The organism is Dictyoglomus thermophilum H-6-12 (assembly GCF_000020965.1).
In the GTDB taxonomy this organism is placed as follows: domain Bacteria; phylum Dictyoglomota; class Dictyoglomia; order Dictyoglomales; family Dictyoglomaceae; genus Dictyoglomus; species Dictyoglomus thermophilum.
The window spans coordinates 173,909-190,598 of the sequence record NC_011297.1 but is presented as its reverse complement, the minus strand read 5'-3'; the positions used below and the strand labels follow the sequence as shown (position 1 = coordinate 190,598).

Genomic DNA, 16,690 nt, shown 5'->3' with positions numbered 1-16,690 from the left:
TAAATCATGTTCAATTATACAAGAGTGAGAATAACTACCAATTTCTTCTCCAGGCTATTGGCATTCTTCTACCAACCCCAAAAGCTTTTGAGGTTACTTTCAATACCGGAGGTGCTTGTCTTCTTTTGTATTCCATAGAGTCTACTTTTTTAACTACATTTTCAACTAATTCGGAATTGTAGCCAAGTTTAATTATTTCTTCAACTGTCAAATTGTCTTCTATATAAGATTTTATGATAGGATCAAGCACATGGTATGGAGGTAATGAGTCTTCATCTTTTTGGTTTGGTCTCAATTCGGCTGATGGAGGCTTTCTTAAAACTCTCTCAGGAATTATTTCTCTATCTCTGTTTATATATCTAGCAAGTTCGTATACTAATGTTTTTGGTAAATCTCCTATAACAGATAAACCTCCAGTCATATCACCATAAAGAGTACAGTATCCCATTGCAAGCTCTGATTTATTCCCTGTACTTAATACTAAGTAACCTTCTCTGTTGGATATAAACATTATAATATTACCCCTAATTCTTGCTTGAAGATTTTCTTCTGCATTGTCCATGAATACCCTATTATTAGGGTTCAATGTCTCTATGAAGGAACTAAAAATCTTCTCTATAGGAATAACCCTATATTCTATACCAAGATTTTTGGCCAGCATTTCTGCATCTATCGCACTCTCTTTAGAAGAATATCTAGAAGGCATATAAATACCTAAAACATTCTCTTTTCCCAATGCAGCCACTGCTAAACAAGCTGTTACCGAAGAATCTATACCTCCACTTAAAGCCACAAGAGCCTTTTTAAATCCTGTTTTTATTACATAATCTCTTACACCTAACACCAAAGCCTTATATATGAAAGATATATCCTCATTTATAGTAATATTTTCTCTTGAAAGTTTATTTGTATCTATAACTACAAAATCTTCTTCAAATTCTTTACCTATCCATGCTAAAGAGCCGTCTTTATTCATCACCAAACTTGTTCCATCAAATATTAGCTCATCATTTCCTCCTACCTGATTCACATATATTATTTCTTTTTTATATTTTCTTGCTATATGTCTCAGCATATCAATTCTAAGAGAGATTTTCCCATGATAATAGGGAGAGGCGGATATATTTATTATGATATCTATCCCTTGCGAAGCAAGTTTTTCTAATGGGTCGATCTCATAAATTTTTCTGTTCCAATAATCTTTATCATTCCATATATCTTCACAGATAGTTATCCCTAATAATTTGTTTTTAAACTTTATAGGAATATTATTTGAAGCTGGTTTAAAGTACCTTTTCTCATCAAAAACATCATAGTTGGGTAATAAGGTCTTGTCCTGTCTAAAGTAAAGTTTACCTTTATAAAAGAACAATGCAGAGTTGTATATATTTTTATCTTCGTAGTATGGGCTTCCTAAAATTATTCCTATATCATAACTTCTTGGGGCTATTTTTTCTTTTAGGCTCGTTTCTATAGCTTTTGCCAAATCCATATTGTAAATTAGATCCCTAGGAGGATATCCTATTATTGATAGTTCAGGAAATATAATAAGGTCAGCAGATAAATTTTTTGCTCTATCTATTTTACTAATTATTTTTTCTAAATTTCCCTTTAAATCTCCTATGGTTGGATTTATCTGGGCTATTGCTACTTTCATTTTTAGAATATGAAGTATTTAATTTCTCTTAATATGCATATAATCTTCCATAAGGTCTTTTATCATATGGGATAACCTTAAAAAAGTCTTTTTTCATTATAAGGTCATATTCAATATTGAAATATTCAGAGAAAATTTTGACATGTTCCTCTATAAATTTTCTATCATTATCATCTATTTCTAATAATTTCCCTTCTTTTCCCAACTTGTAGTCGGGAATTCTACCCCTCAAATATATTACTCCCCCATGAATTCCTGTAGCGCAAAATAATCCACATATATTTTCGTCCTTATCTTCATTCAAACCTAATATAATAATTCTACCTCCTGCCATATACTCTCCTAAGAAGTCACCAGCAGTTCCCCCAATAACAATTACAGGAATCTTCTCTTTATATTCCTTCATATGTATTCCAACCCTATATCCTACATTTCCTTTTACAAATATCTTTCCACCTCTCATCCCATAACCCATAATATCTCCAGAAGATCCATAAATTAATATTTCTCCATCGTTCATAGTATTTCCTACACCATCTTGGCTGTTTCCATATACTTTTATTTTAAGTCCATTCATAAAAACTCCTAAATCATTTCCCGGAGTTCCATATATCTCTATTTCTCTATCTGGAAAGGTGAGTCCTGCCCCAATATATCTCTGTCCATTGATATTAATAAGTTTTATTCTCTCATATCCTTCTTTTAACTTCTCTTCTATCATCTCATTAAGAACTCTATAATGTAAGCCCTTTCCATCTATGGTAATCATATCTTCTATCATCTTCATATCTATACCCTCCATATCTTCTCTCTTCTTACTTCTTTTGGAAGATCTAAGAAACCAAAATTGTCCAAAAGAAGCCTTTCTTTAAAACCTGACACGTCCACTTTGTTTTTCATCAAATCTACAATCATTCCTGTCCTATCAAAGGAATTTATAAATATAAATCCCAAAATTCTTCCATCCTTTAAACATATCTTTCTATATATCTTCCTATCCCTTTCTAACCTTTTTAATACCTCACAATCTTCTTTTGGATTCACTATTCCTCCTGTCATCATATGAATGTCAAAAAATCCTATGGAATTTATGGGAAAACTCCCTTCATACTCAAAATCTCCTCCTGCCATATTTATACCTGCAACTTCTCCCTGAATATATGCATTGGGTAAAATGGGAATTACTCTCTTTTCCCCCAAAATTAAGTCAAAAGCCTCTACAACATCTCCTGCAGCATAAACATCAGGTATATTTGTTTCCATCTTTGTATTTACAATTATTCCCCTGTTAATCTTTAAAGGTGTATCTTTAAAAATATCCACATTAGGAACTACTCCTATGGAGAAGATAACTAAATCGGCAGGAATCTCTTCTTGGGTTTGAAGTTTTATCTTTTCTACTCTTTCCTCCCCAAGTATTTCTATTACAGAATTCTTTAAAACAAATTTTATCCCATATTTCTCCAATTCATTCTGGACCAATTTTGCCCCTTCATCATCTAAGATAGAACCTAAAATTCTTTCTGCAAGCTCTATAACAGTTACTTCACATCCTCTCTTTATTAATGCTTCTGCCGCCTTTAATCCACTTAGCCCTCCACCAACTACTACTGCCTTCGCTCCAGGACAGATCGCTTTATCTATTGCCTTCACATCGTCAAATTTTATAAAAGTAAAAACATTTTTCTTAGCAAGTCCTAGAATATTAGGAATAAACGGTTTTCCACCAGTGGCTATTAACAATTTGTCATAATAAATTTCGTCATTGTTATCCAAATATAATTTCTTTTCATCAAAGTCTACCCTTTCTACCTTCCTTCCCAAAATAGGCTTTACTCTATATTTTTCATAATAATCCCAAGGACGATAATAGATTTTCTCCTCATTTATCTTCCCTGAAAGCCAATAAGATATTAAAGGTCTTGAATATATATGGTATGGTTCTTGGGAAATCACAATAATCTCATTCTCATTATCTATTTTTCTTATTCCTTCTATACAACCTGCAGCAGCAATGGAATTCCCTATTATTACATATTTCAAAACAATCCCCTCCTTAAACTTCAACTAGTTCCAATGCAGAGTTAGGGCAATTTTGAACACAAATAGGATCTCCTTTCTCAATACAAAGATCACATTTTGACGCTACTTTCTTATTCTCTCCTCTTCTTATTGCTCCATAGGGACATACCAAAATACAAGACCAACACCCTACACATTTTTCTTCATCACATAAGATGGCTCCTGTGTTTTCATCTCTATGCATGGCACCCGTAATACAGGCTTTAATACATAAAGGATCATCGCAATGGCGACATTGTAATGCAAAAGTCACATGTACTCCCTCTTTTTCTTCTACAATAACCCTAGGAGAAGGTCTATCTTTCTTTTTAAAAGCCTTAATTAAATCTCGAGTCCCAGAATGAGCAAGAACACAATATATCTCACAAAGATGGCATCCAATACATACTTCTTCCTTAGGATATATTCTCTTTTTAGTTTTAACTAACATTTTTTACATTCCCTCCCCAGCATGTTTTACTCCCAATATGGAAAGCTCCTTTTCTGTCAAACCAACTCCTCTAAGCATTAATCTATTTCCCCTTAAACTTTCTATGGCATTAATCCCCATGCCACCTAACATCTCTTTTATCTCGTGCGCCCAAGCTTTTAAAAGATTCGCTGCTCTTCTTGCTCCTATCTCTGGATTTAGCCTTTTTACTAATTTAGGGTCCTGAGTCGCAATACCCCAATTGCATTTCCCTGTATGACAATTTTGACAAAGATGACAACCTAAGGATATAAGAGCGGCAGTACCAATGTAAACCGCATCTGCTCCTAAAGCAATTGCCTTAATCACATCTGCGCTATTTCTTATAGACCCTGCTACTATTATGGATACCTGATTTCTTATTCCCTCTTCTCTTAGACGAGAATCTACTGCTGCCAAAGCAAGTTCAATAGGAATTCCTACATTATCCCTTATTCTTGTAGGAGCTGCTCCTGTTCCCCCCCTAAATCCATCAATAGCTATAAAGTCTGCTCCTGCCCTTGCAATTCCCGAAGCAATTGCTGCCACATTATGAACTGCAGCAATCTTTACTCCTACAGGTTTTTCATAATTTACTGCCTCCTTCAGTGCAAAGATAAGTTGCCTTAAATCCTCAATGGAATAGATATCATGCTGAGGAGCAGGAGATAAAGCATCAGTCCCTATAGGAATCATACGTGTAGCAGATACCTCTTCTCCCACCTTTTCTCCGGGAAGATGTCCTCCTATTCCAGGCTTTGCTCCTTGTCCAATCTTTATCTCAATAGCAGCTCCAGAATAGAGATATTCTATATCTACCCCAAATCTTCCTGAAGCACACTGAACTATAGCACGATGTTTATATGGGTAAAGCTTTTTATGAAGTCCTCCTTCACCTGTATTCCAATAAGTTCCCACTTCTACTGCAGCCCTCGCCAAGGACTCGCATGCATTGAGACTAATAGAACCAAAAGACATGGCAGAAAACATAACAGGAACTTCTAATTCCAATTGAGGAGGCATCTTGGTTAATAATCTTCCTTCCTCATCAAATTCTAATTTTTCAGGTTTTCTACCTATAAAGGTCTTTATTTCCATAGGTTCCCTTAGAGGATCAATGGAGGGATTTGTCACTTGACTTGCATTTATCAAAAGCTTATCCCAATATATAGGATAAGCTTTATCATTTCCCATTCCTGTGAGAAGAATACCTCCGGTTTCTGCCTGCTTATATATATCTTTTATAGCTCTTGCATTCCATTGATAATTCTCCCTAAACTCCAATGGATTCCTCATTATTGTTATTGCCTTTGTAGGACACAAAGCTACACATCTATGGCATCCCACACATCTTGAATTATCAGAGATTATTCTATCTTCTTCTTCATCATACTCATGAACATCATTAGCACATTGTCTTACACAAACCTTACACCTAATACATTTAGTTTCATCTCTTATTACTATAAAATCAGATTCATACAATGTCTTCATACTAAAACCCCCACTTCTTCCAGAAGTCCTATTACTGGCTCTCCTCCCTTAGGCATCCAGACTTTATCAGGATTACTGCAAATTTCTCTTATGGCAGCTTCTTCAGAAGCCACATATAAAACTTCCCCTTTTTCCGCTGCCACCAAAGGTCTCAACTTAATTCGATCATTAAGGGCAACTATTCCCTGAGAAAATCCTACAATAATAGCAAAAGGCCCATTAAGAAGACAACTCTGATATACAGCCCTCATAGCCTTCATCTTCTTCTTTTCTTCTTCATCCATCCTCTCAATAACACTGTAAAAGGGAGCAGAAAGTATTTTCGCAACAATATCCCATGGTAATTTGTGCTTTCTTATTAGTAGGTCAATAATATATGTAATGACCTCTGTATCTGTCCTTAAGGTACATTTGTATCCAAACATTTCCACATATCTTGCGTTAGTCCCATAAGAAGAAATCTCTCCATTATGGACCACACTCCAGTCTAAAAGGGAGAAAGGATGTGCTCCGCCCCACCACCCTGGAGTATTTGTAGGGAAACGGGTATGAGCAGTCCAAATATATCCTTTATATTCTTCTAATCTGTAAAATTCTCCTATATCTTCAGGATAGCCTACTCCTTTAAATACCCCCATGTTTTTCCCACTGGAAAAGACGTATGCTCCATCAATCTTAGTATTAATCTCCATAACCTTTTCTACTACAAAATCCTCCTCCAAAATTTCCTCTTCTGCTAAATATTCCTCTTTAGGTTTTAAAAAATATCTCCATATAATAGGCGGATTTTTAATAGTTTTAACTTTCCTTGTGGGGATTTTTTCTTCTTGAACTACATCAAAATATTCATAAAGAAATTTGGAAGTTTCTTCTTTTGCCTTTGTATCTTCATAGAAAAGATGAAAAGCATAATAATCCTCTCTGTCTGGATATATTCCATAACCTGCAAAACCTGCTCCTAAACCATTCCCTCGCTCTCTCATTACAGTCATAGCACTAACGATATGATATCCTGAGATAAGTTTCCTTTTTCTATTAATATAGCCTATTAGTCCGCAGGCAGATGGGATTCTTATCTCACCTTCTCTAAGCATAATATCTCCTCCCTTTGTTTTCCCGAACAACCTTGTTTTAAGGAATATAATATATAGTGTGTAAATTATAATTTAAACATTAAAACTTGTCAACTACTATATTTACAAAAGGAATACGGTAAAGCATTACCGATAATATTAACTATAATTTAATTCTTAATTCAGATATGATAAAGATGAAAACTTTACAATGAGTACTCAAATGAAAAAATGCTTATAAATATACCTTTCTTCCCCCTTTGACATATTTCCTAATCTAAATCAAAATTTAGTCAAATAATTTTTTATGCAATTTCAAATGTCTATTTTTCTCTTTCAGAAATTTCAAACTCTTCTTGTACTTCCAAGACTCCTTTATCGCTAGATCAATACCAACAAAAGCAATAAGCTTTTTAGCAGCAAGAGAGAAGGAACTTACCAAACTTATCCTACTCATCCTCCCAAGAAAGAAGATAAAAAATACCCTTAGTGAAAAGATTAACAAAATATTCCAATTCAGGAAAAAATAGGACATCCTCAGAAGGAAAAGTAAAGGAGTTAGATAATCACCAATGCTACTTTTAGATTTTTTTATCATTGGAAGAAGATCTGAGGTTAAGGAAGAGGTTAAAAGATGAAAACCCTTAGAGGATTGAGGAAAAGATTTGTGGAAGAGAATATTTATTTTAGAGTCTTTAATATAAGATAAATAAGGATTTTTTAGATATATCAACATCAACAAAAAATTCAAAAAATAAGTTAGATACCTCCTTTTAAGATTAGGAAAACCGGGAAAGAGCTTCTCAATCTATCCTTCACATTTACATAAGTTTTGCCGATCAACCAATCTATAGGAACTTAGCTAAGCATGAAATAGACTCTTTTTCAGGTTTAATAAGCCTAGACGCTTATCTTATCTCTTTCAATCCCTTATAGGCACGCTACAAACTATCTTAAAGATTTCATTACTTTTGAAGCTTGGAAAGAGAGTTTCAATCCCTTATAGGCACGCTACAAACCTTCATCTCCTCTATAACCCTTTGCTCCTGTAAGTTGTTTCAATCCCTTATAGGCACGCTACAAACAAGCAACTCCAAAACAAATTTCTTACATCCATTCTTGTTTCAATCCCTTATAGGCACGCTACAAACTCTCAAATTTTCTTAGCTCTATTACGTCGTTTCCTTGTTTCAATCCCTTATAGGCACGCTACAAACCTTCATCTCCTCTATAACCCTTTGCTCCTGTAAGTTGTTTCAATCCCTTATAGGCACGCTACAAACAAGCAACTCCAAAACAAATTTCTTACATCCATTCTTGTTTCAATCCCTTATAGGCACGCTACAAACTCTCAAATTTTCTTAGCTCTATTACGTCGTTTCCTTGTTTCAATCCCTTATAGGCACGCTACAAACCTTTGTAGACGAAACTAAGACAAAGGAATGGGAACCTGTTTCAATCCCTTATAGGCACGCTACAAACAGTTTTTAAGGGGAAACTCATTACACTTCCAGCAAGGTTTCAATCCCTTATAGGCACGCTACAAACTTATTTATTCTTTCTTTTTATTCTTTCTTTTCTACTAGTTTCAATCCCTTATAGGCACGCTACAAACTATATTGTACTCATCTTCTATCTCTTCCCACTCCTGTTTCAATCCCTTATAGGCACGCTACAAACGTTCAGGGATGTCTCGCTCAGTTTCACTTTATGTTATGTTTCAATCCCTTATAGGCACGCTACAAACAGTTATAAAAAGAAAGAATACAATAATAAATAAGGAGTTTCAATCCCTTATAGGCACGCTACAAACTCCACAGAACAAGAAGGAGCTACTGATAGAGTGGTGGTTTCAATCCCTTATAGGCACGCTACAAACGAGATTTTGGAATGGGACGCAGACAGCGTTGTAGGAGTTTCAATCCCTTATAGGCACGCTACAAACCTTGAGCAAAATATGGAATGTATACATATTTACCTCGTTTCAATCCCTTATAGGCACGCTACAAACTTGAGATGTTTGAGAGGCTTCTGCATTTTTTTCCATGTTTCAATCCCTTATAGGCACGCTACAAACGCGTGAATTGGAAAAGCGTGCTTTGGAAAAGAGAAAATGTTTCAATCCCTTATAGGCACGCTACAAACCTTTGCAATTGCTTCTAATTTCGCAAGCTGTATTGCAGTTTCAATCCCTTATAGGCACGCTACAAACAAATTATATGGAAATTTGGTCATTATCCGCCACAAACGTTTCAATCCCTTATAGGCACGCTACAAACCTTAAGAGATTTTCATATAGTCTTAACGTCCTACCAGGTTTCAATCCCTTATAGGCACGCTACAAACGAGGGGAAGATATCATTCTCAGTGGCGAGGGAGATAAGTTTCAATCCCTTATAGGCACGCTACAAACAGATTTTAAAAATTGTTTAGATTATTGCCAGCTAAAGTTTCAATCCCTTATAGGCACGCTACAAACAAGAGAGGCATAAAAACATGGGTAAGTATCGAGCCTGGTTTCAATCCCTTATAGGCACGCTACAAACAGTTTGCAAACGATGTTGTAGAACTCCTAGAAAAACGTTTCAATCCCTTATAGGCACGCTACAAACGGAGGTGCGATATCCATGGGCTTCTATAGAAATATGTTTCAATCCCTTATAGGCACGCTACAAACAAGCAAAAACCTGAAAGCTAAAAAGCGATTAAAAAACGTTTCAATCCCTTATAGGCACGCTACAAACAGATAAAAAGGCTACAAGATGAAGCTTCCTTCAAACTGTTTCAATCCCTTATAGGCACGCTACAAACACTCTATTTGCCTTGAGGAGATGCTTAAGAAAGATTCGTTTCAATCCCTTATAGGCACGCTACAAACTCACGATGTCTATCATTATTGCGGTTGCCTCTGCTGCGTTTCAATCCCTTATAGGCACGCTACAAACTGGGTAAAGCGCTCTTGCACCAGAACCAAGTGTGAAAGTTTCAATCCCTTATAGGCACGCTACAAACAAAGATACTCCTAATTGCGCAGCAACAGGCAAGACGGTTTCAATCCCTTATAGGCACGCTACAAACTTACTACCCTCCTGAAGTTTATCTTTTTCTGTATTGGTTTCAATCCCTTATAGGCACGCTACAAACTGCAGAGAATATACGACGACTTTAAGACCGCACGCTCGTTTCAATCCCTTATAGGCACGCTACAAACCTCTTAGGTCTGAGACTCGGAAAAAGTTGGGAGTGTCGTTTCAATCCCTTATAGGCACGCTACAAACAGCGCTTGGCGTGTCAAAATATTCGTTTGCTATTAGGTGTTTCAATCCCTTATAGGCACGCTACAAACGATAATTCCTTGTGATTTTTCCACCAGCCTGAGAGAGTTTCAATCCCTTATAGGCACGCTACAAACTTGGATTTTGGAGAATGGGATAGAGAATGGAGAGGGCTGTTTCAATCCCTTATAGGCACGCTACAAACCTTTGCAATTGCTTCTAATTTCGCAAGCTGTATTGCAGTTTCAATCCCTTATAGGCACGCTACAAACAAATTATATGGAAATTTGGTCATTATCCGCCACAAACGTTTCAATCCCTTATAGGCACGCTACAAACCTTAAGAGATTTTCATATAGTCTTAACGTCCTACCAGGTTTCAATCCCTTATAGGCACGCTACAAACTATGCCACTAACATATAATGTTTGGTCAGTGGAAAAGTTTCAATCCCTTATAGGCACGCTACAAACTGTTTAAGCTTGATATTGAAGGCATAGACATCGTATCGAAAAACTGTTTCAATCCCTTATAGGCACGCTACAAACGCTCCATGCCATTTTTTTGCTTTTTGCATCTTTTTGGTGTTTCAATCCCTTATAGGCACGCTACAAACTTGCTCAGAATGTTTTACCAATTGTCTCAGACGCAAGTTTCAATCCCTTATAGGCACGCTACAAACAAGAGATTAAGGAAGCAATTAAAGAACTTATAGAAGGTTTCAATCCCTTATAGGCACGCTACAAACCAATCATATGTTTTAGCTCTTTTTGGTTCTCCAAAAGTTTCAATCCCTTATAGGCACGCTACAAACAAAAGAATAGGCTACACAATCTTTTGTACACACGGAGTTTCAATCCCTTATAGGCACGCTACAAACTTTAAAGCCTACAATTAGAAATTTACCTGCATCCATCCGTTTCAATCCCTTATAGGCACGCTACAAACTACAAAAAATATTCGAGCAGATAACGGAAGAAGAATGTTTCAATCCCTTATAGGCACGCTACAAACGTTAAAAGTGCCTTGCATATTCATTCCTAACTGTACCGTTTCAATCCCTTATAGGCACGCTACAAACTTGCTCAGAATGTTTTACCAATTGTCTCAGACGCAAGTTTCAATCCCTTATAGGCACGCTACAAACGATGATAGTAAGAAGAGAGAGAGAATTGGATCAGTGTTTCAATCCCTTATAGGCACGCTACAAACTCACCTTGTCTCTACTTACTTCAAACTCTACCTCCAATGTTTCAATCCCTTATAGGCACGCTACAAACGGAGGTAGAGAAAAACAGTGAATAGAATGGTGAATTCGTTTCAATCCCTTATAGGCACGCTACAAACTAATTAATTCTCCAACTATTTCTTCAAATTTTAGCTGTTTCAATCCCTTATAGGCACGCTACAAACCAGCTTCCTTCAGTTTTTTGCAACAAACCTTCGAAGGTTTCAATCCCTTATAGGCACGCTACAAACGGGGCCAAGTGGCTAAGATTTTATTAATGCTAATGTTGTTTCAATCCCTTATAGGCACGCTACAAACTTGGCAAACTTGTTGTGGATGTAGAAGAGGATGGGGGTTTCAATCCCTTATAGGCACGCTACAAACTAAAACTGAGCAAAACTAAGGATGGGAGGCGATACAAGTTTCAATCCCTTATAGGCACGCTACAAACTTCCAGACATTCTTGTAGGGGAGAGAGGTGTAGAGGAGTTTCAATCCCTTATAGGCACGCTACAAACGCTTCTTTTTCAGCTTTATATTTCTCTGTTTCACTTTGGTTTCAATCCCTTATAGGCACGCTACAAACGGGAAGCTGGACGAGCTAGAGCAAAAAATAGACAACATGTTTCAATCCCTTATAGGCACGCTACAAACAAGAAACAGAAACTATTCTTGATTATTTCATTTTATAGTTTCAATCCCTTATAGGCACGCTACAAACGATTATTTCATCGAAAGGAGGGATAGCAATGACAAAGTTTCAATCCCTTATAGGCACGCTACAAACTTAAAAAGCTTTGTATTTATCATCTTTTCACCTCACAGGTTTCAATCCCTTATAGGCACGCTACAAACCCGTTAACACTACATAAACGCTACAAAATTTGTTTTAATACCCTCATAGGAAAGCTACAATTTTAAGGATAATATATCACAAAAAAATTAAGTAGTAAAGAGGATTTCATGCAAAAATTTACCTTTCTGTCGATCCCCCGGGGTTTTGGGGTTATTGGAGGTCGACAGAAAAATAAACTTTTAAGAATAAGATAAAATAAAGTCTAAGTTAGATATCAACACAATTTATGACATTTTAGGGGTTAAAATTAAATGAAAAATAGTATTTACCTACATTTTATCCGTTTTTTCCTTAAAATTTTTGTTACATTTTCTGTCGACCTCAAAAAATATAGTAAAATACAGCATTTAATAGATTTCAATTGTAACAAAATGAGGTGGGTAAAATGAGGAGGAATAAAAAACTACAGTATCTGTTCTCTCTTATTTTTTTCTATACCAAGTATTTGTCTCTCACTATATTTAATAGTTCTCATTATGTAAAAGATGACTGAATCCTCTTCTTCATCAATAACAAGTTCAACTTCCCTTTTTAAACGCTCAAATTTAGCTTCGGTTAACTCTCCTTCTAACACTGAATTTTGAATCCATTCCAAATATTTTCTTGCTATGTTTAGTACCTTTGCTACTCTTTTCTGATTAACATCATAAACCATAATCACATACATTCTACCACTGGGAAATATAAGGCTGGTATTCTTCTTCTCCCATTAAATGTTTTTCAAGTTTATAAAGTTCCAGTCTTATTAACCTTCTATAAGAGACTTTACCTAAATTCTTGTATTGAATAGTAACCTTCATTCTTTCTTCAAAATTTTGGACAAATAATTTTCTTCCTTTTTCCTTCAAATAGATGCCTCCAAGTTTTTCTTCGAAATCTCTTGGGGTTATTGCTCCTTTATTCACTAAAGAAAAGATAACTCTGTCCACAATTACTGGTTTAAAGATTTCAGCTATATCTAAATTTAAAGTGAACCTTCGAAAATTTGTAGTATGCAAATAACCAATCCTCGGATCCAAATGGGTTTTATAGATTTCTGAAAGTACAGCAGTATAAAGTAGAGAATTTCCAAAGCTTATTAAGGCATTCATATTGTTAGAAGGAGGCTTTTTGGTCCTTTCATCTATGAAAAATTCTTCCCTTTCGGTTATTTCATTAAAGCATGAATAATAAATATCTCTCACATTTCCCTCTATACCCATTAAACCTTCTACCTGATCCTCGGCATACGCACTTTCTTCTAAAAACTCTATTCTTTCTAATTTTTCTTTTAAGCTTTCTTTTCCTCTTGAAATATAATATCCTAAAACTTTCTTGATATTTTCTATTGCTCCTACCACGAATTTTCTTGCAAGCAAAAGTCTTTTCTCGTAATCTAAATAATGTTCTGCTTGTTTTAGTATCATATACCCTGAGTTATAGTGCTCCCGTGGATAATAACTTCCTACATAATAGTCATAGTAGTTATAAAAATGCAGTATTACATTTTTCTGAGAAACAAATTCTAAAAATTCCTTATTCAGAGTAACCTGTCCAAAGAAATGTATATCTCTTATGTTTTCTATAGGAAGATACTTCTGTTCTCCATCTGAAGTCTCAAAGTATACTGTATTATGCTTTCTTTTCAATTCTCCACTAGAAAATATGTAAATACTCTCGCTCATGCCCAACAAAACTCCTTATATGCACAATGATTACAATACTTTATCTTTTCAGGTTTTGGAGGATAAGGCTCTGAAATGATCATATTTATATCTTTTATAGCTTCAATTAGCCTTCCCTCAATTTCCTCATTGATTTCAACAGGAATCTTTTTTCTCTCCTTAGGGATTAACACTTCTCCTTTAGCTACGATGCCATATTCTCTTAACCTCATTAGATAATATGAGAGTTGCATTATTCCAGACAATTCAGATCTACTTGATTTTTTAATTTCTCCGATAATGATATTTTCGTCTCCTTGTTTTACTATATCTATTTTCATCTCCCCAATTAAAAATCCCTTTTCTTCGTCCCTATAAGCTTCCTCTTCTATAAATCTTCCCATCTCTAAAAATGAGTTTTCCTGATCAGGAATCAACTCATGAGCCATTAACCAAAGCTCCCTTTTGCATATAAAATAACTTGCTATTAAAGTACCATTTATAAAAGACATTTTCCCCTCTCAAATATTAAAAAATTACTGAGCTTAATTCAGTTTTCTTAAAACCTGTTTCTGAATCATAATATTCAGGAATATCTTTATTAGCCACGTACCCAATATTTTGGTCGAAAGCTATATCAAAAATCCATGGTTCGTTTTTATTTACCCTAACGTTTACAATATATTCTTCAAGTTGAGACTTTATATTAAGAAGCAGTTTTTTCTTTTCCCACCTATCTATAGAGTCATCGGAAATGATGCTCTTAAATTTGCTCCAAGTTTCCATAGCTTTTTCGTCAACTTCTATAAATACTGGATAGACAATTCCCTTCTCTTTGATGAGCTCAAAAGAGCTAACTGATATGATCTCTTTACCCTCATAAAATCTTAAATTATTCAATGCAGATATTATCAACTCTGATTCTTCCTGAGATTTTTCAAATCTTAATCTTTCGAAATATTTGTTTATTATTTTTATAAATTCACTTTCTTTTACACTCTCTAACTCACTAAAGAGTTCAAAAGTTATTCTTGGAGTAAGCTTTTGATAAACCATATTAGCATAAGATCTCCCTTTATCGTCTTTCAAAAAGAAGACAAAAATTTCGCCATTTTCTTTTTTGAAATTTCTATTACATCTTCCAGCAACCTGCACTACAGAATCCAAAGGTCCTAAATCCCTTATCACCACATCAAAATCCAAATCTACGCCAGCCTCCACAACTTGAGTTGAAACAAGAATTGGTTTTTTATTGTTCCCTAAATCTTGCTTTATTCTATGTATCCTATCTAATCTTTCTTTAGGAATAATATTAGCAGAAAGGTAGTATATGCTTTTTTCTTTTAAGGATAATTGTTCTTTTAACATTCGATAAAATTCTATAGAGGACTTTATGGTATTTAGCACTATCATATAAGATTTTTGGGGATCATATATATCAATAAACCAAGAAAGGAGTGAGTCAAGCCCCTTCTGCTCCTTTACATTACTATAAAGTACTACTCTATTTAATTTTTCAAAATATACCTCATTGTTATCGAGAATTTCTAAAGTATCCCCATCAGAGAAAATTAAGGGTTTTGTGGCAGTCATAAGAATTATGTAACAGTTTAAATATTGGCTCATGAGTTTGAATATTCTCTCGGTCAATTTCCAATATTCTGCAGGAATATTCTGAACCTCATCAAGAATAATAATGCTTCTTGCAATGTTATGATATTTCTTAAGAAAGCTATTTTTAAAACCTATAATAGTGTGGAGAAGTTGGACAAAAGTTGTAACAATAACCTCCGACTCCCACGATTCGATAAGAGCTAAAGATTCATCCACTTCTCTTAATTCGTCTCCCTCTTCATATTCTACCTTAGATAAATGATGATGGCTTATGATATAAGCAGAAGAGTTTCCTTCGAAATCTGGCAGTTTAGACAGCACATTTCTTAACACATCATAATTTTGATTAATTATTGAGATAAAAGGAAGAGAATATATAATTCTTGGAGTGTAACCAAATTCCTTTTCAATCCTTTTTCTAAGTTTTACAGCAAAAGCAAAACCAGTGAGAGTTTTTCCCGATCCTGTAGGAGAAGTAAAGGTGAAGATCTTATTCTTACTTATATCTATTTCTTTAAGCTTATTAATAACCTTTTGAAATATCTCTTCTCTCAAAAGGTTTATCTCATCGGAGTTATCTTTAAATGTTTCTCTCTTATAAACCTCTACTATATCCTCTGGAATATCTCTCCTCTCCACATCCCTTACCTTTCCTGCTGATTTTTTATCTGCATCTATAAGGGCAGAAAATAATACTAAGCAAAATATTGCTATCTTCTCTTTTATCTTTTCTTCTAATTTATTTTCAAATTGATAAATTCTCTTCCGTAGTAGATTAATAACATCATCTAAATCTCTTTCGAATTCCTCTAACAGTGGGAGTTCTAATTCTTTTAAGTCTCTATTTATTATCTCAGAATTAGATTTCATGTCCTCAATTTGTTTTAATATGAGCTCCTTTTTGTCAGAACTCTCAAGATTAGATTTCAATTTAGAAAGAGAAGAAAGATCTAAATGATGATGATAGACAACAAAGAATGCCACGAGAGGTAGAAATTCCTTTATATCTTCTACATTTTTAAATTCTTCCAATTTCCTTGAAATCAAATAGGCAGAGTATAGGGAGGAGATAAAACCATGATTAGCAAGATCACCACAATGCTCAATTTCGAAAAGTCTCTTCTGAAAGTAAGTAGTATATTTTCCAAAGTCATGAGTAATACCAATGTAATATCCTATATTTTTTAAATCTCCTCCCTCAAAGAAGAAATATTCTATTGTTTTGAGACCTACCTCTCGTAGGTGATTTTTTAACAAAATGGATCTTTCAAGATCAACCTCTTCTCCTCTTCTCTCCAAATGGGAGTAGAACCTGTCCATA

General features: G+C 34.8%; 11 protein-coding genes and 1 CRISPR repeat array. All 11 genes read right to left on the bottom strand.

From position 1 onward, the window contains the following. Nucleotides 1-34: 34 nt before the first annotated feature. On the bottom strand, nucleotides 35-1,657 hold the full coding sequence (locus DICTH_RS00845; protein WP_012547725.1) for an NAD+ synthase: 1,623 nt from the start codon (nucleotides 1,655-1,657) through the stop codon (nucleotides 35-37). A gap of 28 nt (nucleotides 1,658-1,685) precedes the next feature. Next, nucleotides 1,686-2,426, bottom strand: a complete 741-nt coding sequence (locus tag DICTH_RS00840) for a GltB/FmdC/FwdC-like GXGXG domain-containing protein (protein ID WP_041723409.1) — start codon at nucleotides 2,424-2,426, stop codon at nucleotides 1,686-1,688. A gap of 20 nt (nucleotides 2,427-2,446) precedes the next feature. Next, complete coding sequence (locus tag DICTH_RS00835) at nucleotides 2,447-3,700, bottom strand: NAD(P)/FAD-dependent oxidoreductase (RefSeq protein WP_012547829.1); 1,254 nt, start codon at nucleotides 3,698-3,700, stop codon at nucleotides 2,447-2,449. A 13-nt stretch (nucleotides 3,701-3,713) separates the two neighbouring features. After that, nucleotides 3,714-4,169, bottom strand: a complete 456-nt coding sequence (locus tag DICTH_RS00830) for a 4Fe-4S dicluster domain-containing protein (protein ID WP_012548111.1) — start codon at nucleotides 4,167-4,169, stop codon at nucleotides 3,714-3,716. Nucleotides 4,170-4,172: 3 nt separating this feature from the next. Continuing rightward, nucleotides 4,173-5,681 carry a glutamate synthase-related protein gene (locus DICTH_RS00825; RefSeq protein ID WP_012547094.1) on the bottom strand — a complete coding sequence of 503 codons (1,509 nt, stop codon included), beginning with the start codon at nucleotides 5,679-5,681 and terminating at the stop codon, nucleotides 4,173-4,175. Next, nucleotides 5,678-6,775, bottom strand: coding sequence for a class II glutamine amidotransferase (locus DICTH_RS00820; RefSeq protein ID WP_012547398.1), 1,098 nt, complete (start codon nucleotides 6,773-6,775; stop codon nucleotides 5,678-5,680). Before DICTH_RS00820 ends, DICTH_RS00825 begins: the two co-directional genes overlap by 4 nt. Before the next feature lie 268 nt (nucleotides 6,776-7,043). After that, nucleotides 7,044-7,211, bottom strand: coding sequence for a hypothetical protein (locus DICTH_RS10040; protein WP_158301526.1), 168 nt, complete (start codon nucleotides 7,209-7,211; stop codon nucleotides 7,044-7,046). 462 nt (nucleotides 7,212-7,673) lie between these two features. Then, a CRISPR array of direct repeats spans nucleotides 7,674-12,111; the repeat unit is 30 nt; unit sequence GTTTCAATCCCTTATAGGCACGCTACAAAC. Between the two features lie 404 nt (nucleotides 12,112-12,515). Continuing rightward, nucleotides 12,516-12,779: a CRISPR-associated endonuclease Cas2 gene (cas2, locus tag DICTH_RS00810; RefSeq protein WP_012547900.1), complete on the bottom strand. Its 264-nt coding sequence runs from the start codon at nucleotides 12,777-12,779 to the stop codon at nucleotides 12,516-12,518. Nucleotide 12,780: 1 nt separating this feature from the next. Beyond that, nucleotides 12,781-13,776 carry a type I-B CRISPR-associated endonuclease Cas1b gene (cas1b, locus tag DICTH_RS00805; protein WP_012546968.1) on the bottom strand — a complete coding sequence of 332 codons (996 nt, stop codon included), beginning with the start codon at nucleotides 13,774-13,776 and terminating at the stop codon, nucleotides 12,781-12,783. Next, nucleotides 13,773-14,267 carry a CRISPR-associated protein Cas4 gene (cas4, locus tag DICTH_RS00800; protein ID WP_012548102.1) on the bottom strand — a complete coding sequence of 165 codons (495 nt, stop codon included), beginning with the start codon at nucleotides 14,265-14,267 and terminating at the stop codon, nucleotides 13,773-13,775. The genes cas1b and cas4 overlap by 4 nt, the downstream gene beginning before the upstream one ends. A 16-nt stretch (nucleotides 14,268-14,283) precedes the next feature. Then, nucleotides 14,284-16,689: a CRISPR-associated helicase/endonuclease Cas3 gene (locus DICTH_RS00795; protein ID WP_012547526.1), complete on the bottom strand. Its 2,406-nt coding sequence runs from the start codon at nucleotides 16,687-16,689 to the stop codon at nucleotides 14,284-14,286. Nucleotide 16,690: the final 1 nt, after the last annotated feature.

Bases quoted from the DNA above. Each gene is read 5' to 3' on its own strand.
- DICTH_RS00845 (WP_012547725.1), bottom strand. From the start codon at position 1,657: ATGAAAGTAGCAATAGCCCAGATAAATCCAACCATAGGAGATTTAAAG.
- DICTH_RS00840 (WP_041723409.1), bottom strand. From the start codon at position 2,426: ATGATTACCATAGATGGAAAGGGCTTACATTATAGAGTTCTTAATGAG.
- DICTH_RS00830 (WP_012548111.1), bottom strand. From the start codon at position 4,169: ATGTTAGTTAAAACTAAAAAGAGAATATATCCTAAGGAAGAAGTATGT.
- DICTH_RS00825 (WP_012547094.1), bottom strand. From the start codon at position 5,681: ATGAAGACATTGTATGAATCTGATTTTATAGTAATAAGAGATGAAACT.
- DICTH_RS00820 (WP_012547398.1), bottom strand. From the start codon at position 6,775: ATGCTTAGAGAAGGTGAGATAAGAATCCCATCTGCCTGCGGACTAATA.
- DICTH_RS10040 (WP_158301526.1), bottom strand. From the start codon at position 7,211: ATGAGTAGGATAAGTTTGGTAAGTTCCTTCTCTCTTGCTGCTAAAAAG.
- cas2 (WP_012547900.1), bottom strand. From the start codon at position 12,779: ATGTATGTGATTATGGTTTATGATGTTAATCAGAAAAGAGTAGCAAAG.
- cas1b (WP_012546968.1), bottom strand. From the start codon at position 13,776: ATGAGCGAGAGTATTTACATATTTTCTAGTGGAGAATTGAAAAGAAAG.
- cas4 (WP_012548102.1), bottom strand. From the start codon at position 14,267: ATGTCTTTTATAAATGGTACTTTAATAGCAAGTTATTTTATATGCAAA.
- DICTH_RS00795 (WP_012547526.1), bottom strand. From the start codon at position 16,689: ATGGACAGGTTCTACTCCCATTTGGAGAGAAGAGGAGAAGAGGTTGAT.